The 17,773-nt window shown below is 59.9% G+C and carries 28 protein-coding genes; 27 read left to right on the top strand and 1 reads right to left on the bottom strand.

All coding sequences use genetic code 11. The annotated features are described in order from the left end of the window. Positions 1-54 precede the first annotated feature (54 nt). Complete coding sequence (locus tag H4I97_RS09325) at positions 55-348, bottom strand: transcriptional regulator (RefSeq protein WP_182304383.1); 294 nt, start codon at positions 346-348, stop codon at positions 55-57. Positions 349-846: 498 nt separating this feature from the next. Between H4I97_RS09325 and rpsL the strand changes: the two genes are divergently transcribed. The 27 genes from rpsL (at position 847) to H4I97_RS09190 (ending at position 17,570) form a co-directional block, all read left to right on the top strand. Beyond that, positions 847-1,218: a 30S ribosomal protein S12 gene (rpsL, locus tag H4I97_RS09320; protein WP_003507760.1), complete on the top strand. Its 372-nt coding sequence runs from the start codon at positions 847-849 to the stop codon at positions 1,216-1,218. A gap of 79 nt (positions 1,219-1,297) precedes the next feature. After that, entirely contained in the window at positions 1,298-1,768 is a 471-nt protein-coding gene (gene rpsG / locus H4I97_RS09315; RefSeq protein ID WP_129331165.1) for a 30S ribosomal protein S7, read from the top strand. Between the two features lie 34 nt (positions 1,769-1,802). Continuing rightward, a complete protein-coding gene (gene fusA, locus H4I97_RS09310; RefSeq protein ID WP_182304382.1) occupies positions 1,803-3,902 on the top strand; it encodes an elongation factor G in 2,100 nt (699 codons plus the stop codon). 72 nt (positions 3,903-3,974) lie between these two features. Beyond that, entirely contained in the window at positions 3,975-5,150 is a 1,176-nt protein-coding gene (gene tuf, locus H4I97_RS09305; RefSeq protein ID WP_182304381.1) for an elongation factor Tu, read from the top strand. Positions 5,151-5,513: 363 nt separating this feature from the next. Continuing rightward, on the top strand, positions 5,514-5,822 hold the full coding sequence (gene rpsJ / locus H4I97_RS09300) for a 30S ribosomal protein S10 (RefSeq protein WP_006728688.1): 309 nt from the start codon (positions 5,514-5,516) through the stop codon (positions 5,820-5,822). A gap of 172 nt (positions 5,823-5,994) precedes the next feature. Next, positions 5,995-6,636, top strand: a complete 642-nt coding sequence (gene rplC / locus H4I97_RS09295) for a 50S ribosomal protein L3 (RefSeq protein WP_182304380.1) — start codon at positions 5,995-5,997, stop codon at positions 6,634-6,636. 13 nt (positions 6,637-6,649) lie between these two features. Beyond that, positions 6,650-7,270 carry a 50S ribosomal protein L4 gene (gene rplD, locus H4I97_RS09290; protein WP_182304379.1) on the top strand — a complete coding sequence of 207 codons (621 nt, stop codon included), beginning with the start codon at positions 6,650-6,652 and terminating at the stop codon, positions 7,268-7,270. Further along, the gene (locus H4I97_RS09285; RefSeq protein ID WP_182304378.1) at positions 7,267-7,560 is read left to right on the top strand and encodes a 50S ribosomal protein L23; all 294 of its coding nucleotides are present in this window, start codon (positions 7,267-7,269) and stop codon (positions 7,558-7,560) included. The genes rplD and H4I97_RS09285 overlap by 4 nt, the downstream gene beginning before the upstream one ends. 17 nt (positions 7,561-7,577) lie before the next feature. Next, entirely contained in the window at positions 7,578-8,414 is an 837-nt protein-coding gene (gene rplB, locus H4I97_RS09280; RefSeq protein WP_182304377.1) for a 50S ribosomal protein L2, read from the top strand. A gap of 15 nt (positions 8,415-8,429) precedes the next feature. Next, positions 8,430-8,708 (top strand): 30S ribosomal protein S19, encoded by a 279-nt coding sequence (gene rpsS / locus H4I97_RS09275; protein ID WP_062282885.1) that lies wholly within the window; start codon positions 8,430-8,432, stop codon positions 8,706-8,708. A gap of 3 nt (positions 8,709-8,711) precedes the next feature. Beyond that, entirely contained in the window at positions 8,712-9,101 is a 390-nt protein-coding gene (gene rplV, locus H4I97_RS09270) for a 50S ribosomal protein L22 (protein WP_182304376.1), read from the top strand. Further along, complete coding sequence (gene rpsC, locus H4I97_RS09265) at positions 9,101-9,823, top strand: 30S ribosomal protein S3 (RefSeq protein WP_129331159.1); 723 nt, start codon at positions 9,101-9,103, stop codon at positions 9,821-9,823. Before rplV ends, rpsC begins: the two co-directional genes overlap by 1 nt. 38 nt (positions 9,824-9,861) lie before the next feature. Further along, positions 9,862-10,275 carry a 50S ribosomal protein L16 gene (gene rplP, locus H4I97_RS09260; protein ID WP_129331158.1) on the top strand — a complete coding sequence of 138 codons (414 nt, stop codon included), beginning with the start codon at positions 9,862-9,864 and terminating at the stop codon, positions 10,273-10,275. A gap of 11 nt (positions 10,276-10,286) precedes the next feature. After that, positions 10,287-10,487 carry a 50S ribosomal protein L29 gene (gene rpmC, locus H4I97_RS09255; protein ID WP_028735898.1) on the top strand — a complete coding sequence of 67 codons (201 nt, stop codon included), beginning with the start codon at positions 10,287-10,289 and terminating at the stop codon, positions 10,485-10,487. A gap of 14 nt (positions 10,488-10,501) precedes the next feature. Further along, a complete protein-coding gene (gene rpsQ, locus H4I97_RS09250) occupies positions 10,502-10,738 on the top strand; it encodes a 30S ribosomal protein S17 (RefSeq protein WP_182304375.1) in 237 nt (78 codons plus the stop codon). 233 nt (positions 10,739-10,971) lie between these two features. Next, positions 10,972-11,340, top strand: a complete 369-nt coding sequence (gene rplN / locus H4I97_RS09245) for a 50S ribosomal protein L14 (RefSeq protein WP_182304374.1) — start codon at positions 10,972-10,974, stop codon at positions 11,338-11,340. 14 nt (positions 11,341-11,354) lie between these two features. After that, positions 11,355-11,663 carry a 50S ribosomal protein L24 gene (gene rplX / locus H4I97_RS09240; RefSeq protein ID WP_129331156.1) on the top strand — a complete coding sequence of 103 codons (309 nt, stop codon included), beginning with the start codon at positions 11,355-11,357 and terminating at the stop codon, positions 11,661-11,663. Next, positions 11,656-12,213 carry a 50S ribosomal protein L5 gene (gene rplE, locus H4I97_RS09235; protein ID WP_112684671.1) on the top strand — a complete coding sequence of 186 codons (558 nt, stop codon included), beginning with the start codon at positions 11,656-11,658 and terminating at the stop codon, positions 12,211-12,213. Before rplX ends, rplE begins: the two co-directional genes overlap by 8 nt. Before the next feature lie 33 nt (positions 12,214-12,246). After that, positions 12,247-12,552: a 30S ribosomal protein S14 gene (rpsN, locus tag H4I97_RS09230; protein WP_182304373.1), complete on the top strand. Its 306-nt coding sequence runs from the start codon at positions 12,247-12,249 to the stop codon at positions 12,550-12,552. Positions 12,553-12,564: 12 nt separating this feature from the next. Beyond that, on the top strand, positions 12,565-12,963 hold the full coding sequence (gene rpsH, locus H4I97_RS09225) for a 30S ribosomal protein S8 (protein ID WP_129331153.1): 399 nt from the start codon (positions 12,565-12,567) through the stop codon (positions 12,961-12,963). 43 nt (positions 12,964-13,006) lie between these two features. Beyond that, entirely contained in the window at positions 13,007-13,540 is a 534-nt protein-coding gene (gene rplF, locus H4I97_RS09220; protein WP_182304372.1) for a 50S ribosomal protein L6, read from the top strand. A 12-nt stretch (positions 13,541-13,552) separates the two neighbouring features. Then, positions 13,553-13,915 carry a 50S ribosomal protein L18 gene (gene rplR / locus H4I97_RS09215; RefSeq protein WP_182304371.1) on the top strand — a complete coding sequence of 121 codons (363 nt, stop codon included), beginning with the start codon at positions 13,553-13,555 and terminating at the stop codon, positions 13,913-13,915. A 146-nt stretch (positions 13,916-14,061) separates the two neighbouring features. Beyond that, the gene (rpsE, locus tag H4I97_RS09210; RefSeq protein WP_182304370.1) at positions 14,062-14,631 is read left to right on the top strand and encodes a 30S ribosomal protein S5; all 570 of its coding nucleotides are present in this window, start codon (positions 14,062-14,064) and stop codon (positions 14,629-14,631) included. 14 nt (positions 14,632-14,645) lie between these two features. Beyond that, positions 14,646-14,855 (top strand): 50S ribosomal protein L30, encoded by a 210-nt coding sequence (rpmD, locus tag H4I97_RS09205; RefSeq protein WP_113462293.1) that lies wholly within the window; start codon positions 14,646-14,648, stop codon positions 14,853-14,855. A gap of 16 nt (positions 14,856-14,871) precedes the next feature. Next, positions 14,872-15,351, top strand: a complete 480-nt coding sequence (gene rplO, locus H4I97_RS09200) for a 50S ribosomal protein L15 (protein ID WP_182304369.1) — start codon at positions 14,872-14,874, stop codon at positions 15,349-15,351. Positions 15,352-15,576: 225 nt separating this feature from the next. Next, entirely contained in the window at positions 15,577-16,917 is a 1,341-nt protein-coding gene (gene secY, locus H4I97_RS09195) for a preprotein translocase subunit SecY (RefSeq protein ID WP_182304368.1), read from the top strand. Continuing rightward, the gene (locus tag H4I97_RS09190; protein WP_182304367.1) at positions 16,914-17,570 is read left to right on the top strand and encodes an adenylate kinase; all 657 of its coding nucleotides are present in this window, start codon (positions 16,914-16,916) and stop codon (positions 17,568-17,570) included. The genes secY and H4I97_RS09190 overlap by 4 nt, the downstream gene beginning before the upstream one ends. Positions 17,571-17,773 lie beyond the last annotated feature (203 nt).

Genomic DNA, 17,773 nt, shown 5'->3' with positions numbered 1-17,773 from the left:
AGAAAGGCCGCCGGCATGTCCGGCGGCCCCTGCGGTGCTGCGAGCACGCGGCTTTCAGTTGAAGCGGATGATCGCGATCTCGCCTTCCAGCGCGCCCTGATAGGCGGAGGCGTGCGGCTCTTCGTCCGGCGCGTCGTTGATCATGCCGATCTGGTCGAGATCGGCCTCCACGAAGCCTTCTTCGGACAGCGCGTTCAGAGCCTCGCGAACGGCGGAGTCGTCGTCGGGCGCGCGCAACAGGATGTGAAGGTCGACGCCTTCGCCGCCTTCCTCTTCATAGCCCTTGGCGATGATGATGAAGACCATCGGCGTGTCGAAATTGTTGTCGTTGTCCGGATTGTGGGCCATCTCGGTCTTCTTTCCTGAGTCGGGAATCGAATCGCGCGGGAGCGGAAGAGCCCGTGCGAAGGGTTGGAGGATGTTTGTCGTTTCTAGCCGATTTTCATTACGAGGCCCATGCAAAATCGCCAGGGGGGTGCTATATATCGTTGGTCCGCGCCGTCAAATGGCCGGAACGGCGGCCTGCCGACCCGATAATTTGCGATTGTGACTTGACGTCAGCAGGTGAAAACAGTAGTACGCCCGACATCGGAACCCATGTGAGGTTAGGCTTTTCGGAACGCCATGTTCCGGAGTTCACCTCAAACAGGGTCTAAAACGCACTTGAAGATACAAATGCTGCATACATGACGCGTCGATGATGCGTCCTCTGATCATTGTGGTCCATCCGCGAAGAGCGGGTAGGGCCACATTTTGCGCATGAGGATAGGGTGTGTCCGTCGCCGGAAATGGCAAAAGTAACGGCCCGGAAGGGCTTGAGAGACAAGATTTATAAGGGATGGTTGTATGCCTACCGTAAACCAGCTTATCCGCAAGCCCCGTCAGGCGCAGGTAAAGCGTAACAAGGTTCCTGCCCTGCAGGAAAACCCGCAGAAGCGCGGCGTTTGCACCCGCGTTTATACCACGACCCCGAAGAAGCCGAACTCGGCACTTCGTAAGGTTGCCAAGATCCGTCTGACCAACGGTTTCGAAGTGATCGGCTACATTCCGGGTGAAGGCCACAACCTTCAGGAACACTCTGTCGTCATGATCCGTGGCGGCCGCGTGAAGGACCTTCCGGGTGTCCGTTACCACATCATTCGCGGCGTTCTCGATACCCAGGGTGTCAAGAACCGCAAGCAGCGCCGTTCCAAGTACGGTGCGAAGCGTCCGAAGTAATTCGGTTTTCGTTTGGAATTCGGCGCTGCGCGAGGTTCTCCGCGTGATAAGGCGCCTTAACAGTTGAGAGACAAGAAGTATGTCCCGTCGCCATAGTGCAGAAAAGCGTGAGATCAACCCGGATCCGAAGTTCGGTGATCTCGTCGTCACGAAGTTCATGAATGCCATCATGCTTCACGGCAAAAAGTCGGTCGCTGAAAGCATCGTCTACGGTGCCTTCGACGCCGTTCAGGGCAAGTTGAAGCAGGAGCCGCTGGCCGTCTTCCATCAGGCGCTCGACAATGTCGCGCCGCATGTCGAAGTCCGCTCCCGCCGCGTTGGCGGTGCGACCTACCAGGTCCCGGTCGATGTTCGTCCGGAGCGCCGTCAGGCTCTTGCCATCCGCTGGCTGATCGCTGCTGCACGCAAGCGCAACGAGACCACCATGGTCGATCGCCTCTGCGGCGAACTCATGGATGCTGCCAACAACCGTGGCAGTGCGGTCAAGAAGCGTGAAGACACGCACAAGATGGCTGACGCAAACCGCGCGTTCTCGCATTACCGCTGGTAATCAGAACCGATCGATATTTGAAAGGCAGTCCATCATGGCTCGCGAATATAAAATCGAAGACTACCGCAACTTCGGTATCATGGCTCATATCGACGCCGGTAAGACCACGACGACCGAACGCATCCTCTACTACACCGGCAAGTCGCACAAGATCGGCGAAGTCCATGACGGCGCTGCGACCATGGACTGGATGGAGCAGGAGCAGGAACGCGGTATCACCATCACGTCTGCTGCGACCACGACCTTCTGGAAGGGTCGCGACGGCAAGATGCGCCGCTTCAACATCATCGACACCCCCGGCCACGTCGACTTCACCATCGAAGTCGAGCGCTCGCTGCGCGTTCTCGACGGTGCTGTCGCTCTCCTCGACGCCAACGCCGGCGTCGAGCCGCAGACGGAAACTGTCTGGCGTCAGGCGGACAAGTACAACGTTCCGCGGATGATCTTCTGCAACAAGATGGACAAGATCGGCGCGGACTTCTACCGCTCCGTCGAGATGATCAAGACCCGTCTCGGCGCGACCGCCGTCGTCTGCCAGCTCCCGATCGGCGCTGAAAACGACTTCAAGGGCGTTGTCGACCTGATCGAGATGAACGCTCTCGTCTGGCGCGACGAATCGCTTGGCGCGCAGTGGGACATCGTCGAAATCCCGGCCGACTTGAAGGACAGGGCTGAAGAATGGCGCGAGAAGATGATCGAAACGGTCGTCGAACTCGATGAAGCCGCCATGGAAGCCTATCTCGAGGGCAACATGCCCGACAACGACACGATCCGCGCGCTTATCCGCAAGGGTACGATCGAAGTCAAGTTCTTCCCGATGTTCTGCGGCTCGGCCTTCAAGAACAAGGGCGTTCAGCCGCTGCTCGACGCCGTCGTCGAATTCCTGCCGTCGCCGATCGACATTCCGGCGATCAAGGGTATCGACGTCAAGACCGAAGCGGAAATCGAGCGTCACCCCGACGATAACGAGCCGCTCTCGATGCTGGCGTTCAAGATCATGAACGACCCCTTCGTCGGTTCGCTGACCTTCTGCCGCATCTATTCGGGCAAGCTCGAAAAGGGCTCTTCTGTTCTCAACACGGTCAAGGACAAGCGCGAGCGCGTCGGCCGCATGCTGCAGATGCACTCCAACTCGCGTGAAGACATCGACGAAGCCTTCGCAGGCGACATCGTTGCTCTTGCCGGCCTCAAGGAAACCACGACGGGCGACACGCTCTGCGATCCGCTGAAGCCGGTCATCCTCGAGCGCATGGAATTCCCGGAACCGGTTATCCAGATCGCGATCGAGCCGAAGTCTAAGGGCGACCAGGAAAAGATGGGCCTCGCGCTCAACCGTCTGGCTGCTGAAGACCCTTCGTTCCGCGTCAAGACCGACCAGGAATCCGGCCAGACGATCATCGCCGGCATGGGCGAACTTCACCTCGACATCATCGTCGACCGCATGCGTCGCGAGTTCAAGGTCGAAGCCAACGTCGGTGCTCCGCAGGTTGCCTATCGTGAAACCATCACGAAGACCTGTGAAGAAGACTACACGCACAAGAAGCAGACCGGTGGTACCGGCCAGTTCGCGCGCGTCAAGATCATCTTCGAACCGAACCCGGAAGGCGAAGACTTCAAGTTCGAGTCGAAGATCGTCGGTGGTTCCGTTCCGAAGGAATACATCCCGGGCGTTCAGAAGGGTATCGAAAGCGTTCTGTCTTCCGGTCCGCTGGCAGGCTTCCCGATGCTGGGCGTCAAGGCGACCCTCATCGACGGTGCCTTCCACGACGTCGACTCCTCGGTTCTGGCCTTCGAAATCGCCTCGCGCGCCTGCTTCCGTGAAGCAGCCCGCAAGGCTGGTGCACAGCTCCTCGAACCGATGATGAAGGTCGAGGTCGTTACGCCGGAAGACTACGTCGGTGACGTCATCGGTGACCTCAACTCCCGCCGTGGTCAGATCCAGGGCCAGGAGCAGCGCGGCATCGCCATCGTCATCAACGCGCACGTTCCGCTGGCGAACATGTTCAAGTACGTCGACAGCCTGCGCTCCATGTCGCAGGGCCGCGCGCAGTACTCGATGGTGTTCGACCACTACGCTCCCGTGCCGAGCAACGTCGCCCAGGAAATCCAGGCCAAGTATTCCGGTCAGAAGTGACCGGAATACCCCAAAACCTGAACATTTAACGAATTTCTCCCCTCCGGGAGATGAAAGAATGGAGAGCCGAAAATGGCAAAGAGTAAGTTTGAGCGCACGAAGCCGCACGTTAACATCGGCACGATTGGCCACGTTGACCATGGCAAGACGTCTCTGACGGCGGCGATCACCAAGTACTTCGGTGAATTCAAGGCCTATGACCAGATCGACGCGGCACCGGAAGAAAAGGCTCGTGGTATCACGATCTCGACGGCGCACGTCGAGTATGAAACGGCGAACCGCCACTACGCGCACGTCGACTGCCCCGGCCACGCCGACTACGTCAAGAACATGATCACCGGTGCCGCCCAGATGGACGGCGCGATCCTGGTTTGCTCGGCTGCCGACGGCCCGATGCCGCAGACCCGCGAACACATCCTGCTCGCCCGCCAGGTCGGCGTTCCGGCGATCGTCGTGTTCCTGAACAAGGTCGACCAGGTCGACGACGCCGAGCTTCTCGAACTCGTCGAGCTCGAAGTTCGCGAACTTCTGTCGTCCTACGACTTCCCGGGCGACGAAATCCCGGTCATCAAGGGCTCGGCTCTTGCTGCTCTCGAAGACAGCAACAAGGAAATCGGCGAGAACGCCATCCGCGCTCTGATGGATGCCGTCGACGCCTACATCCCGACGCCGGAACGTCCGATCGACCAGCCGTTCCTGATGCCGATCGAAGACGTGTTCTCGATCTCGGGCCGTGGTACGGTTGTGACCGGCCGCGTCGAGCGTGGCATCATCAAGGTCGGTGAAGAAGTCGAGATCGTCGGCATCCGTCCGACCATCAAGTCGACCTGCACGGGCGTTGAAATGTTCCGCAAGCTGCTCGACCAGGGCCAGGCCGGCGACAACATCGGCGCGCTGCTGCGCGGCGTTGACCGCAACGGCGTTGAGCGTGGCCAGATCCTGTGCAAGCCGGGTTCGGTCAAGCCGCACAAGAAGTTCATGGCTGAGGCCTACATCCTGACGAAGGAAGAAGGCGGCCGTCATACGCCGTTCTTCACGAACTACCGTCCGCAGTTCTACTTCCGCACGACGGACGTGACGGGCATCGTGTCGCTTCCGGAAGGCACGGAAATGGTCATGCCGGGCGACAACGTGACGGTTGAAGTCGAGCTGATCGTTCCGATCGCGATGGAAGAAAAGCTGCGCTTCGCTATCCGCGAAGGCGGTCGCACCGTCGGCGCCGGCATCGTCGCCTCGATTATCGAGTAATCGATCGCGAGGCCGAAAGCTGCCGACGCATTGAAGTGGTGCAAATGGCGCGCAAGCGCGATTTGCACGCGGCGCCGGCATCGTCGCCTCGATCATCGAGTAATCGATTGACGAATTGCCGGCGGCAGTGTATGTCGCCGGCCTAGATCAGAATCGGACGGTGATTTGCTTCGTCCGGTTTTTGCGCTGCAATTTTCCGGTCTGTTTTTCTCGGATCGGGGCGGGCAGGGCACCTCATGCTTACAAGTGACAGGGGCACCTTCGGTGTCCCTGTGATTTTTGAAAATCAGGGGCCGGCCAGCAATTGGTAATTCACTGTCTCTGCGTACGCGGGACGCAAGAAAAGAAACAAGGACAAGTCGAATGAACGGCCAGAATATCCGCATCCGCCTGAAGGCGTTTGATCACCGGGTTCTCGATGCCTCCACGCGGGAGATCGTGTCGACCGCCAAGCGTACCGGTGCAAGCGTCCGCGGTCCGGTACCGCTTCCGACCCGCATTGAAAAGTTCACGGTCAACCGCTCGCCTCACGTCGACAAGAAGAGCCGTGAACAGTTCGAGATGCGCACGCACAAGCGGCTGCTCGACATCGTTGATCCGACCCCGCAGACCGTCGACGCGCTGATGAAGCTCGACCTGGCTGCCGGCGTAGACGTCGAGATCAAGCTTTAAGAAGAGATTCCGGCGAGAGCCGAAATAACAAGGAAGGTACGTGGCAAGACCTGCCAACGACTTCTCGAAACGGGAAACCTCCTGGTCCGGAAGGGCTTTGCAGGAATCCTTAAACAAAGAGGCAAGGAAGGGTCGTTGAGACCCCGACACGACTCTCAAGAGGAACGAACTGATGCGTTCAGGTGTGATTGCACAGAAAGTGGGAATGACCCGCGTCTACAACGACGCCGGCGAGCATATCCCGGTAACGGTTTTGCGGCTCGACAATGTTCAGGTTGTCGCTCACCGCACCAAGGAAAAGAATGGCTACACGGCCGTCCAGCTGGGCGCCGGCGCTGCCAAGGTAAAGAACACGTCGAAGGCCATGCGCGGCAACTTCGCTGCTGCCAGCGTCGAACCGAAGGCGAAGCTCGTCGAGTTCCGCGTTTCGGAAGAAAACCTGATCGACGTCGGTTCGCAGATCACTGCCGGCCACTTCGCCGCGGGTCAGCTGGTCGACGTGACCGGCACCACGATCGGTAAGGGTTTCGCCGGCGCCATCAAGCGTCACAACTTCGGCGGTCTTCGCGCTACGCACGGTGTGTCTGTCTCGCACCGCGCCCACGGTTCGACCGGTTCCAACCAGGATCCGGGTCGTGTCTGGAAGGGCAAGCGCATGGCCGGTCACATGGGTCAGACGCGCGTCACCACGCAGAACCTTGAAGTCGTTTCGACCGATGAAGATCGGGGTCTTATCCTTGTGAAGGGCGCCGTTCCCGGTTCCAAGGGTTCCTGGATCATCGTCCGCGACGCCGTTAAGTCGGCATCGAAGTAAGGGAGCCAAACCAATGGAATTGAACGTCAAGACCCTCGAGGGCAAAGACGCCGGCAAGGTTTCCCTGTCGGATGAAATTTTCGGCCTGGAGCCGCGCGAGGACATCATCGCCCGCATGATCCGCTGGCAGCTTGCCAACAAGCGCCAGGGCACGCACAAGGCGAAGGGTCGCGCGGAAGTCTCCCGCACCGGCTCGAAGATGTACAAGCAGAAGGGTACGGGCCGCGCTCGTCACCATTCGGCTCGCGCTCCGCAGTTCCGCGGCGGTGGTAAGGCCCACGGCCCCGTCGTCCGCAGCCACGCCCAGGATCTTCCGAAGAAGGTTCGTGCGCTCGCCCTGCGTCACGCTCTCTCCGCCAAGCTCAAGGCTGAAGAGCTGATCATCGTCGATCAGCTGGTCGCGACCGAAGCCAAGACCAAGGCTCTCGTCGGCAACTTCGCCTCGCTCGGCCTCACCAACGCTCTCGTGATCGGCGGCGCCGAAATCGACAGCAACTTCAAGCTCGCTGCCCAGAACATCCCGAACATCGATGTTCTGCCGGTTCAGGGCATCAACGTTTACGACATCCTGCGTCGCGGCAAGCTCGTGCTTTCCAAGGCTGCGGTTGAAGCTCTGGAGGAGCGGTTCAAATGACTGATCTTCGCCACTACGATGTGATCGTATCTCCGTCGATCACCGAAAAGTCGACCATGGTTTCGGAACAGAACCAGGTTGTGTTCAACGTCGCCAAGAGCGCCACGAAGCCGGAAATCAAGGCTGCCGTCGAATCGCTCTTCGGTGTCAAGGTCACGGCCGTGAACACGCTGCTGCGCAAGGGCAAGATCAAGCGTTTCCGCGGTTTCGCCGGCAAGCAGAAGGACGTCAAGAAGGCGATCGTAACGCTCGCCGAAGGTCAGTCCATCGACGTGTCGACGGGCGTCTGAGGTAGGGAACAAGAACAATGGCATTGAAACACTTCAATCCGACCACGCCGAGCCAGCGTCAGCTCGTCATCGTCGACCGCTCCGCCCTCTACAAGGGCAAGCCGGTCAAGGCTCTGACGGAAGGTCTGACCAAAAGCGGTGGTCGTAACAACCTCGGCCGCATCACCGCCCGCTTCATCGGTGGCGGTCACAAGCGCACCTATCGTATGGTTGACTTCAAGCGTCGCAAGTTCGACGTCGAGGGCACCGTCGAGCGCCTGGAATACGACCCGAACCGTACGGCGTTCATCGCTCTCGTCACCTATGCGGACGGTGAGCAGGCCTACATCCTGGCGCCGCAGCGCCTCGCCGCCGGTGACAAGGTCATCGCGTCCGACAAGGCTGTAGACGTGAAGCCCGGCAACACCATGCCGCTGCAGTACATCCCGGTCGGCTCGATCGTTCACAACGTCGAAATGAAGCCGGGCAAGGGCGGTCAGATCGCCCGCTCTGCAGGCACCTACGTTCAGCTGGTCGGCCGCGACGCCGGCATGGCGATCCTTCGCCTGAATTCGGGTGAGCAGCGCCTCGTGCACGGCTCCTGCCTTGCGACGATCGGTGCCGTGTCCAACCCGGACCACGGCAACATCAACGACGGCAAGGCTGGTCGCACGCGCTGGCGTGGCAAGACCCCGCATAACCGCGGTGTCGTCATGAACCCGGTCGACCACCCGCACGGTGGTGGTGAAGGCCGCACCTCCGGTGGCCGTCATCCGGTTTCCCCGTGGGGCAAGCCGACCAAGGGCAAGCGCACGCGCTCGAACAAGTCGACCGACAAGTTCATCATGCGCTCCCGCCACCTGAAGAAGAAGTAAGAGAGGTAGTCATTAATGGCTCGTTCAGTATGGAAAGGTCCGTTCGTTGACGGCTATCTTCTCAAGAAGGCTGAGAAGGTTCGCGAAGGCGGTCGTAGCGAAGTGATCAAGATGTGGAGCCGTCGCTCCACGATCCTGCCGCAGTTCGTAGGTCTGACCTTCGGCGTCTACAACGGCAGCAAGCACGTTCCGGTCAGCGTCAACGAAGACATGGTCGGACACAAGTTCGGAGAATTCGCTCCCACCCGGACCTACTACGGTCACGGTGCGGACAAGAAAGCGAAGAGGAAGTAAGAAATGGGCAAGGCAAAAGCCGAACGTCGGCTGAAGGATAACGAGGCGCAAGCCGTTGCGCGCACGCTCCGCGTCAGCCCCCAGAAGCTCAACCTGGTTGCCGCGATGATCCGCGGCAAGAAGGTTGACCGCGCGCTCGCCGACCTCGAGTTCTCGCGCAAGCGTATCGCCGGCACCGTCAAGAAGACGCTGGAATCGGCCATCGCGAACGCCGAGAACAACCACGATCTCGACGTCGACCAGCTGATCGTTGCGGAAGCCTATGTCGGCAAGTCGATCACCATGAAGCGTTTCCACGCTCGTGGCCGCGGCCGCGCATCGCGCATCGAAAAGCCGTTCTCGCACCTGACGATCGTCGTGCGGGAAGTCGAAGCCACTGAGGAGGCCGCATAATGGGTCAGAAAATCAATCCGATCGGTTTCCGTCTCGGCATCAACCGTACCTGGGACAGCCGTTGGTTCGCCGACAACGCCGAATACGGCAAGCTGCTTCATGAAGACCTGAAGATCCGCTCCTACCTGATGTCGGAGCTGAAGCAGGCCGGCATCGCCAAGGTCGTCATCGAGCGTCCGCACAAGAAGTGCCGCGTCACGATCCACTCGGCTCGTCCGGGTCTGATCATCGGCAAGAAGGGTGCAGACATCGAGAAGCTCCGCAAGAAGCTCTCGGAGATGACGAATTCGGAAACGCACCTCAACATCGTCGAGGTGCGCAAGCCGGAAATCGACGCGACGCTTGTCGCTCAGTCGATCGCCCAGCAGCTGGAACGTCGTATCGCGTTCCGGCGTGCGATGAAGCGTGCCGTCCAGTCGGCCATGCGTCTTGGCGCCGAAGGCATCAAGATCACCTGCGCCGGCCGTCTCGGTGGCGCGGAAATCGCCCGTACCGAATGGTACCGTGAAGGTCGCGTTCCGCTGCACACGCTGCGTGCGGATATCGACTACGGCACCGCCGAAGCAGAAACCGCCTACGGTATCTGCGGCATCAAGGTCTGGATCTTCAAGGGTGAAATCCTTGAGCACGATCCGATGGCATCTGAGCGCCGTGCGCTCGAAGGCGACTCGCAGGGTCCGGCAAGCCGCGAACGCGGCGAGCGGCGTCGCGAGAACGCTTGATAGACGCTGGCGAAAGATAAGCTCGGAGAAGTAAGAAAATGTTGCAGCCAAAGCGTACCAAGTACCGCAAGCAGTTCAAGGGTCGCATCAAGGGCGTCGCCAAGGGTGGTTTCGATCTGGCTTTCGGTGAATTCGGCCTGAAGTCTCAGGAACCGAACCGCGTCAACGCTCGCGAGATCGAAGCGGCTCGTCGCGCCATCACGCGCCACATGAAGCGCGCCGGTCGTGTGTGGATCCGTGTGTTCCCCGACGTTCCGGTCACGGCGAAGCCGACCGAAGTCCGTATGGGTAAGGGCAAGGGTTCCGTCGAATACTGGGCCTGCAAGGTCAAGCCCGGTCGTATGATGTTCGAGATCGACGGCGTTTCCGAAGAGATCGCCCGCGAGGCTCTGCGTCTCGGCGCAGCCAAGCTCTCGGTCAAGACGCGCTTCGTTCAGCGCATTGCAGAGTGAGGATCAGGCCGATGAAAGCCGCAGATGTTCGCGCCATGAGCGCCGACCAGTTGAATGATGAGCTTGCCAAGCTGAAGAAGGAGCAGTTTAACCTGCGCTTCCAGAAGGCGACAGGCCAGCTTGAAAAGTCTTCGCGTATCCAGGAAGTCCGTCGGGACATCGCACGCGTGAAAACCATCGCCCGCCAGAAGGCGGCGGAAGCCAAGGCCTAAAGGACCAGAATAATATGCCTAAACGCATTCTGCAGGGCGTCGTCGTCGGCGACAAGAACGACAAGACCGTGGTGGTTCGTGTTGAGCGTCGATTCGCTCACCCGCTCCTCCAGAAGACGGTTCGTCGTTCGAAGAAGTACAAGGCTCACGACGAAAGCAATCAGTACAAGATCGGTGATGTCGTTTCCATCGAGGAATGTGCGCCGATTTCGAAGGACAAGCGCTGGACGGTGGTAGCCGCCCACGCGTGATCGACGGAGATTTGCGCTTTGGTATTGCACCTTGCGCAAAAATCTGTATGAAGCACCACATCGGCGCAAGAACGCTCGGAAAGCGAGCGTTCTTTTGCTTTGAGCGCAGGGAAGGTCCCTCGACGGGAAACCGCCTTGACAATATCCTCCCGCGCGAAAATCGAGATTTATCATGAGCCGGAATAGGGGGCTTTGCGCCCAACCGTTCCGGTACAACAAGAAGGCGACCTGACATGATTCAGATGCAGACTAACCTCGACGTGGCGGATAATTCCGGCGCACGTCGTGTCATGTGCATCAAGGTGCTGGGCGGTTCCAAGCGCAAGTACGCTTCGGTCGGCGACATCATTGTCGTTTCGATCAAGGAAGCGATCCCGCGCGGCCGCGTGAAGAAGGGTGACGTGATGAAGGCGGTCGTCGTTCGTACCGCCAAGGATATCCGCCGTGCAGACGGTAGTGTCATCCGCTTCGACACCAACGCTGCCGTCCTCATTGACAACAAGAAAGAGCCGATCGGCACCCGTATCTTCGGACCGGTTCCGCGCGAACTTCGCGCCAAGAACCACATGAAGATCATCTCGCTGGCTCCGGAAGTACTGTAAGGGAGCGACAAGCGATGCAAAAGATTCGTAAGGGCGACAAGGTCGTCGTACTCACCGGTAAGGACAAGGGTCGTTCCGGCGAAGTCATTCAGGTGATGCCGAAGGAAGACCGTGCGGTCGTTCGTGGTGTCAATATCGTCAAGCGCCATCAGCGTCAGACCCAGAGCCAGGAAGCCGGCATCATCAGCAAGGAAGCTTCCGTGCATCTGTCCAACCTTGCCGTCATGGACAAGGACGGCAAACCGACTCGCGTCGGTTTCAAGGTGGTCGACGGTAAGAAGGTGCGTGTGGCCAAGCGTTCGGGAGATGTGATCGATGGCTGAGGCAAAGTACGAGCCGCGGCTCAAGAAGGAATATGTTTCCCGGATCCGCAAGAGCATGCAGGAGGCTTTCTCCTACGCCAACGAAATGCAGATCCCGAAGATCGACAAGATCGTGATCAACATGGGCGTGGGCGAAGCTACCGGCGACTCCAAGAAGCCGACCATTGCTGCCGCCGACCTCGCGGCGATCGCCGGCCAGAAGCCGGTCATCACCAAGGCACGCAACTCGATCGCCGGCTTCAAGGTTCGTGAAAACATGCCGATCGGCGCGAAGGTTACTCTTCGTGGCGCCCGCATGTACGAATTCCTGGACCGCCTGATCAACATCGCGCTGCCGCGCGTTCGCGACTTCCGGGGCCTGAACCCGAAGAGCTTTGACGGCCGTGGCAACTTCGCCATGGGCATCAAGGAACACATTGTGTTCCCTGAGATCAACTACGACAAGGTTGATCAGATGTGGGGCATGGACATCATCGTTTGCACGACGGCAAACACGGACGACGAAGCTCGGGCTCTTCTGAAAGAGTTCAACTTCCCCTTCCGTCAGTAACCGTAACGACGAGCGTAGAAGAGGAACTTCCATATGGCGAAGACCAGCGCAGTTGAAAAGAACAAGCGCCGCCGCAAGACCGTTGCCCAGCAGGCCGCCAAGCGCGCCGCTCTCAAGGCAACCATCATGAACCAGTCTCTCTCGATCGAAGAGCGGTTCAAGGCAACCCTGAAGCTGGCAGAACTGCCGCGCGATGGCTCCAAGACCCGCATTCGCAACCGTTGCGAAGTGACCGGTCGTCCGCGCGCATTCTACCGTAAGCTCAAGATGTCGCGTATCGCGCTTCGCGAGCTGGGCAACCTCGGCAAGGTGCCGGGCATTGTCAAGTCGAGCTGGTAAGGAGACGGATAAATGACGATGACTGATCCGTTGGGCGATATGCTCACCCGCATCCGGAACGGTGCTGCTCGCCGCAAGGCGTCGGTAACCACCCCGGCCTCCAAGCTCCGTGCCCGCGTTCTCGACGTCCTGCAGGCCGAAGGTTATATCCGCGGCTACAGCCAGGTCGACTACGACAACGGCAAGTCCGAACTCACGATCGAACTGAAGTACTACGAAGGTGCTTCGGTCATCCGCGAGATCGGCCGTGTCTCCAAGCCGGGCCGCCGGGTTTATGTCTCGGTTAAGTCCATTCCGCAGGTCGCGAACGGCCTCGGCATCACCATCCTTTCGACTCCGAAGGGCGTGATGGCCGATCACCAGGCTCGCGAACAGAACGTTGGTGGCGAGGTTCTCTGCTCGGTCTTCTAAGACAGGGCAGGGATCTCCAGAGCGAACAGACAGGATTTCAAAAATGTCTCGTATCGGTAAAAAGCCCGTTCAGGTTCCTGCAGGGATCACGGCCACTGTCGATGGCCAGAAGGTCACCGCCAAGGGTCCGAAGGGCGAACTGTTCTTCGTCGCTAACGACGAAATCTCCGTTAAGCTGGAAGACAACGCCGTTGTCGTCCAGCCGGTCAACGACACCAAGGATGCTCGTTCGAAGTGGGGCATGTCCCGCACGATGATCGAGAACATCTTCAAAGGTGTGAAGGACGGCTACGAGCGCAAGCTCGAGATCAACGGCGTCGGCTACCGCGCCGCCATGCAGGGCAAGAACCTGCAGCTGGCGCTCGGCTTCAGCCATGACGTCGTCTACGAACCGCCGGTCGGTATCTCGATCGCCGTTCCGAAGCCGACGGAAATCGTGGTTTCCGGCATCAGCAAGCAGCAGGTCGGTCAGGTCGCTGCCGAGATCCGCGAATACCGCGGCCCTGAGCCCTACAAGGGCAAGGGTGTCAAGTATGCCGAAGAGCGGATCGTCCGCAAAGAAGGCAAGAAGAAGTAAGGAACGCGCGAAATGGCAAGCAGAAAAGAAGCACTGGTTCGTCGTGCCAATCGCGTACGGCGTCAGATCAAGGCGGTGGCCAATGGCCGTCCGCGTCTGTCGGTTCATCGCTCGTCGAAGAACATCTATGCCCAGATCATCGACGATGTCGCCGGCCGTACGCTGGCTGCCGCGTCGACCCTGGACACCGGTCTTCGCTCGTCGCTGAAGACTGGCGCGGATGTCGCAGCCGCAGCTGCCGTCGGCAAGCTCGTCGCCGAGCGTGCCGTCAAGGCCGGCGTCAAGGAAGTGGTCTTCGACCGCGGCGCCTTCATCTATCACGGCCGCATCAAGGCTCTCGCCGATGCAGCCCGCGAAGGTGGTCTGGCATTCTGATTTGAGAGTTTCCGCCCGGACTTGCAGTCCGGGCGGATTTCCGGCATTAGCCGGTTTCCCCGATTTCGTCCCATGACCCGCAAGGGCAGGGCGAAATTTTTTCGTAATCTGCCGATTGCACCCGGAAAAGAAAAAGGAACAGGACAATGGCACAGGACAGGCGTGGTTCGCGCGATGATCGTGCGAACCGTGAAGAGCGCGACAGCGAGTTCGTAGACAAGCTGGTCGCCATCAATCGCGTCGCCAAGGTGGTGAAGGGCGGCCGTCGTTTCGGCTTTGCAGCCCTCGTCGTCGTTGGCGACCAGAAGGGCCGGGTCGGTTTCGGCCATGGCAAGGCACGCGAAGTGCCGGAAGCAATCCGCAAGGCGACCGAAGCCGCCAAGCGCGACATGATCTTCGTACCGCTGCGTGACGGCCGTACGCTGCATCACGACGTTAACGGCCGCCACGGCGCCGGCAAGGTTCTGCTGCGCTCCGCCAAGGCTGGTACCGGTATCATCGCCGGTGGTCCGATGCGCGCCGTCTTCGAAACGCTCGGCATGCACGACGTCGTCGCCAAGTCGACCGGTTCGTCGAACCCGTACAACATGGTTCGCGCCACGTTCGACGCCCTGAAGCACCAGGTGCACCCGAAGGACATCGCAGCTCAGCGCGGCCTCAAGTATGCCACGCTCCAGGCTCGCCGTGCCGCTTCCGGCAACGCCTCTGAAGAATAAGAGGAGTCTGAACCATGGCTAAGGCTACGAAGAAGACTGAAGCAAAGACGATCACGATCGAACAGATCGGCTCGCCCATCCGCCGCCCGGAAGTCCAGCGCAAGACGCTCATCGGGCTGGGCCTCAACAAGATGCACCGGGTCCGCACACTGGAGGATACCCCTTCGGTTCGTGGCATGATCCGTGCTGTCCAGCATCTCGTTCGCGTCGTCGACGAGAAGTGAGACGGAGGAAGTCACCATGAAACTGAATGAAATCAAGGACAACGAAGGCTCCTCCAAGGACCGTATCCGCGTTGGTCGCGGTATCGGCTCCGGCAAGGGCAAGACCGGTGGTCGCGGCGTCAAGGGTCAGAAGGCTCGTTCGGGCGTTGCCGTCAACGGCTTCGAAGGCGGTCAGATGCCCATCTACCGTCGTCTGCCGAAGCGCGGCTTCAACAACATCTTCGCATCTGAATTCGTGACCGTTTCGCTCGGCCGCATCCAGACCGCGATCGATGCCAAGAAGCTCGATCCGAAGGCAACGATCGATGCTGCTGCCCTCAAGGCTGCCGGCGTCATCCGTCGCCCGAAGGACGGTGTTCGCGTTCTTTCCGACGGCGAACTGAAGGCAAAGGTCACCCTCGAGGTTGCCGGCGCTTCCAAGGCCGCGATCGAAAAGATCGAGAAGGCCGGCGGTTCGATCAAGCTGCTCATCGCAGCTGCGGAAGCCGCTGAATAAGTACGATTTGATCGCCCGGGGTGCTTCACACCGGGCGATTTTGCTCCCATATGTGAGCCTCACGATCCTCAGAAGGGGTGACGTTGTTTCGTCTTCCGGGAGATTCTGGAAAACAAGGTGAGGCGAGCGGTTTCTCCGCAATCATGCCGCGCCCTGTTTTCTGAAAACGATTTGGTGAATAACCTCCGGAGTGCGCGCTCCGGATCGGGTTACGCGGAGAATTTCATGGCTTCTGCAGCGGAACAATTGGCCTCGAATCTCAATTTTTCGACCTTTGCGAAGGCGGAAGATCTGAAGAAGCGGCTGTGGTTTACTCTTGCCGCGCTTCTTGTCTATCGTCTCGGCACGCATATCCCGCTGCCCGGTCTCAATCCCGAAGCCTATGCGGCCGCCTTCAAGGGGCAGGCCGGCGGTATTCTCGGCCTCTTCAACATGTTCTCCGGCGGCGCCGTGCAGCGCATGGCGATCTTCGCCCTGGGGATCATGCCGTATATCTCGGCCTCGATCATCGTGCAGTTGATGACGTCCGTCGTCCCGGCGCTCGAGAACCTGAAGAAGGAAGGCGAGCAGGGCCGCAAGGTCATCAACCAGTACACCCGCTACGGCACCGTTCTCCTCGGCACCTTGCAGGCCTACGGCATCGCCGTCGGGCTGGAGAGCGGGCAGGGCCTGGTCAATGATCCCGGCCTGTTCTTCCGCCTTTCGACCGTGGTCACGCTTCTCGGCGGCACCATGTTCCTGATGTGGCTCGGCGAGCAGATCACCTCGCGCGGCATCGGCAACGGCATTTCGCTCATCATCTTCTCCGGTATTGCCGCGGGCCTTCCGTCCGCCGTCGCCGGGACCCTCGAACTCGGCCGCACGGGTGCCCTTTCGACGGCGCTCATCCTGACGGTCATCGTGGTCGCGATCGCCGTCATCGGACTGATCGTCTTCGTCGAGCGTGCGCAGCGCCGTCTGCTCATTCAGTATCCGAAGCGTCAGGTTGGCAACCGCATGTTCCAGGGCGACACCTCGCACCTGCCGCTGAAGCTCAACACCTCGGGCGTCATCCCGGCGATCTTCGCGTCCTCGCTGCTGCTTCTGCCGGCGACTGCCGCGGGCTTCTCCGGCACCTCGACGCTGCCCTCCTGGGCGACCACCGTCGTCGCGGCGCTCGGCCATGGCCAGCCGCTCTACATGGTGCTCTACGGCGCTCTCATTGCCTTTTTCGCCTTCTTCTATACCGCGATCGTCTTCAACCCGAAGGACACCGCGGACAACCTGAAGAAGCATGGCGGCTTCATTCCCGGCATCCGTCCGGGCGAGCGTACCGCCGAATACATCGACTACGTGCTGACGCGTGTCACCGTGGTCGGCGCGATCTACCTCGTCTTCGTCTGTATCCTCCCCGAGATCCTGGTCGCCCGCACCGGCGTTCCATTATCCCTTGGTGGTACTTCGCTTTTGATTGTTGTCAGCGTCACCCTCGATACTGTAGCACAGATTCAGGGCCACCTGATTGCCCAGCAGTATGAGGGCCTGATCAAGAAGTCGAAGTTGCGTGGAGGAAAGAGGGGACGATGAGACTTATCCTTTTGGGACCGCCGGGTGCGGGGAAAGGCACCCAGGCCCAGCGTATCGTCGCGAAGCACGGCATTCCGCAATTGTCGACCGGTGACATGCTGCGTGCAGCGGTCGCCGCGGAGACCGAGGTGGGCAAGCGTGCCAAGGCCGTCATGGACGCGGGCAAGCTGGTCTCGGACGATATCGTGATCGCCATCGTCTCGGAGCGAATCGATCAGCCGGATTGTGCCGACGGTTTCATTCTGGATGGTTTTCCGCGCACGCTCGTACAGGCGGATGCGACGGAGAAGATGCTCGCGGACAAGGGGCTGGATCTTTCCGTGGTCGTCGAGCTCCGGGTCGACGACAAGGAACTGGTCCGGCGCGTTTCGGGCCGCTATTCCTGCGGCAATTGCGGGACTGTCTATCACGACACCGACAAGAAGCCGACGGTCGAGGGTGTCTGCGACACCTGCGGATCGACGCAGTTCAAGCGCCGTCCGGACGACAATGCCGAGACCATGAAGGCCCGGCTCGAGGCTTACTACAAGGAAACCTCGCCGCTCATCGGCTACTACTATGCCAAGGGCAAGCTGCAATCCGTGGATGGCATGAAGGACATGGATGCCGTCACCGCGGACATTGAGGCGATCCTCGCAACCGTGAAGGGCTGACGAGGCTTCAAGAATCTTTACCGGAACAGTTGCTTTTGTCGACTGATTCCGCTAAATAGCGCGCCAACTCGCGACATGTAAGCGATCGGCGCGTTCTTCCGCACGGAGGACCGGGTTCGATCGTTTTGACATGTTGAGGACCCGAATTTGAACGCGCGGCCTGTTTGGCTGCGTAAACCAGACACCACTTGCCGGATGGCAAC

It is taken from the genome of Ciceribacter thiooxidans (assembly GCF_014126615.1).
GTDB lineage: Bacteria > Pseudomonadota > Alphaproteobacteria > Rhizobiales > Rhizobiaceae > Allorhizobium > Allorhizobium thiooxidans.
Note: the sequence above shows the minus strand (reverse complement) of the source record. Positions and strands in the feature narration are given on the sequence as shown.

Excerpts from the sequence above, each read along its gene's own strand:
- H4I97_RS09325 (WP_182304383.1), bottom strand. The coding sequence starts at position 348 with ATGGCCCACAATCCGGACAACGACAACAATTTCGACACGCCGATGGTC.
- rpsL (WP_003507760.1), top strand. The coding sequence starts at position 847 with ATGCCTACCGTAAACCAGCTTATCCGCAAGCCCCGTCAGGCGCAGGTA.
- rpsG (WP_129331165.1), top strand. The coding sequence starts at position 1,298 with ATGTCCCGTCGCCATAGTGCAGAAAAGCGTGAGATCAACCCGGATCCG.
- fusA (WP_182304382.1), top strand. The coding sequence starts at position 1,803 with ATGGCTCGCGAATATAAAATCGAAGACTACCGCAACTTCGGTATCATG.
- tuf (WP_182304381.1), top strand. The coding sequence starts at position 3,975 with ATGGCAAAGAGTAAGTTTGAGCGCACGAAGCCGCACGTTAACATCGGC.
- rpsJ (WP_006728688.1), top strand. The coding sequence starts at position 5,514 with ATGAACGGCCAGAATATCCGCATCCGCCTGAAGGCGTTTGATCACCGG.
- rplC (WP_182304380.1), top strand. The coding sequence starts at position 5,995 with ATGCGTTCAGGTGTGATTGCACAGAAAGTGGGAATGACCCGCGTCTAC.
- rplD (WP_182304379.1), top strand. The coding sequence starts at position 6,650 with ATGGAATTGAACGTCAAGACCCTCGAGGGCAAAGACGCCGGCAAGGTT.
- H4I97_RS09285 (WP_182304378.1), top strand. The coding sequence starts at position 7,267 with ATGACTGATCTTCGCCACTACGATGTGATCGTATCTCCGTCGATCACC.
- rplB (WP_182304377.1), top strand. The coding sequence starts at position 7,578 with ATGGCATTGAAACACTTCAATCCGACCACGCCGAGCCAGCGTCAGCTC.
- rpsS (WP_062282885.1), top strand. The coding sequence starts at position 8,430 with ATGGCTCGTTCAGTATGGAAAGGTCCGTTCGTTGACGGCTATCTTCTC.
- rplV (WP_182304376.1), top strand. The coding sequence starts at position 8,712 with ATGGGCAAGGCAAAAGCCGAACGTCGGCTGAAGGATAACGAGGCGCAA.
- rpsC (WP_129331159.1), top strand. The coding sequence starts at position 9,101 with ATGGGTCAGAAAATCAATCCGATCGGTTTCCGTCTCGGCATCAACCGT.
- rplP (WP_129331158.1), top strand. The coding sequence starts at position 9,862 with ATGTTGCAGCCAAAGCGTACCAAGTACCGCAAGCAGTTCAAGGGTCGC.
- rpmC (WP_028735898.1), top strand. The coding sequence starts at position 10,287 with ATGAAAGCCGCAGATGTTCGCGCCATGAGCGCCGACCAGTTGAATGAT.
- rpsQ (WP_182304375.1), top strand. The coding sequence starts at position 10,502 with ATGCCTAAACGCATTCTGCAGGGCGTCGTCGTCGGCGACAAGAACGAC.
- rplN (WP_182304374.1), top strand. The coding sequence starts at position 10,972 with ATGATTCAGATGCAGACTAACCTCGACGTGGCGGATAATTCCGGCGCA.
- rplX (WP_129331156.1), top strand. The coding sequence starts at position 11,355 with ATGCAAAAGATTCGTAAGGGCGACAAGGTCGTCGTACTCACCGGTAAG.
- rplE (WP_112684671.1), top strand. The coding sequence starts at position 11,656 with ATGGCTGAGGCAAAGTACGAGCCGCGGCTCAAGAAGGAATATGTTTCC.
- rpsN (WP_182304373.1), top strand. The coding sequence starts at position 12,247 with ATGGCGAAGACCAGCGCAGTTGAAAAGAACAAGCGCCGCCGCAAGACC.
- rpsH (WP_129331153.1), top strand. The coding sequence starts at position 12,565 with ATGACGATGACTGATCCGTTGGGCGATATGCTCACCCGCATCCGGAAC.
- rplF (WP_182304372.1), top strand. The coding sequence starts at position 13,007 with ATGTCTCGTATCGGTAAAAAGCCCGTTCAGGTTCCTGCAGGGATCACG.
- rplR (WP_182304371.1), top strand. The coding sequence starts at position 13,553 with ATGGCAAGCAGAAAAGAAGCACTGGTTCGTCGTGCCAATCGCGTACGG.
- rpsE (WP_182304370.1), top strand. The coding sequence starts at position 14,062 with ATGGCACAGGACAGGCGTGGTTCGCGCGATGATCGTGCGAACCGTGAA.
- rpmD (WP_113462293.1), top strand. The coding sequence starts at position 14,646 with ATGGCTAAGGCTACGAAGAAGACTGAAGCAAAGACGATCACGATCGAA.
- rplO (WP_182304369.1), top strand. The coding sequence starts at position 14,872 with ATGAAACTGAATGAAATCAAGGACAACGAAGGCTCCTCCAAGGACCGT.
- secY (WP_182304368.1), top strand. The coding sequence starts at position 15,577 with ATGGCTTCTGCAGCGGAACAATTGGCCTCGAATCTCAATTTTTCGACC.
- H4I97_RS09190 (WP_182304367.1), top strand. The coding sequence starts at position 16,914 with ATGAGACTTATCCTTTTGGGACCGCCGGGTGCGGGGAAAGGCACCCAG.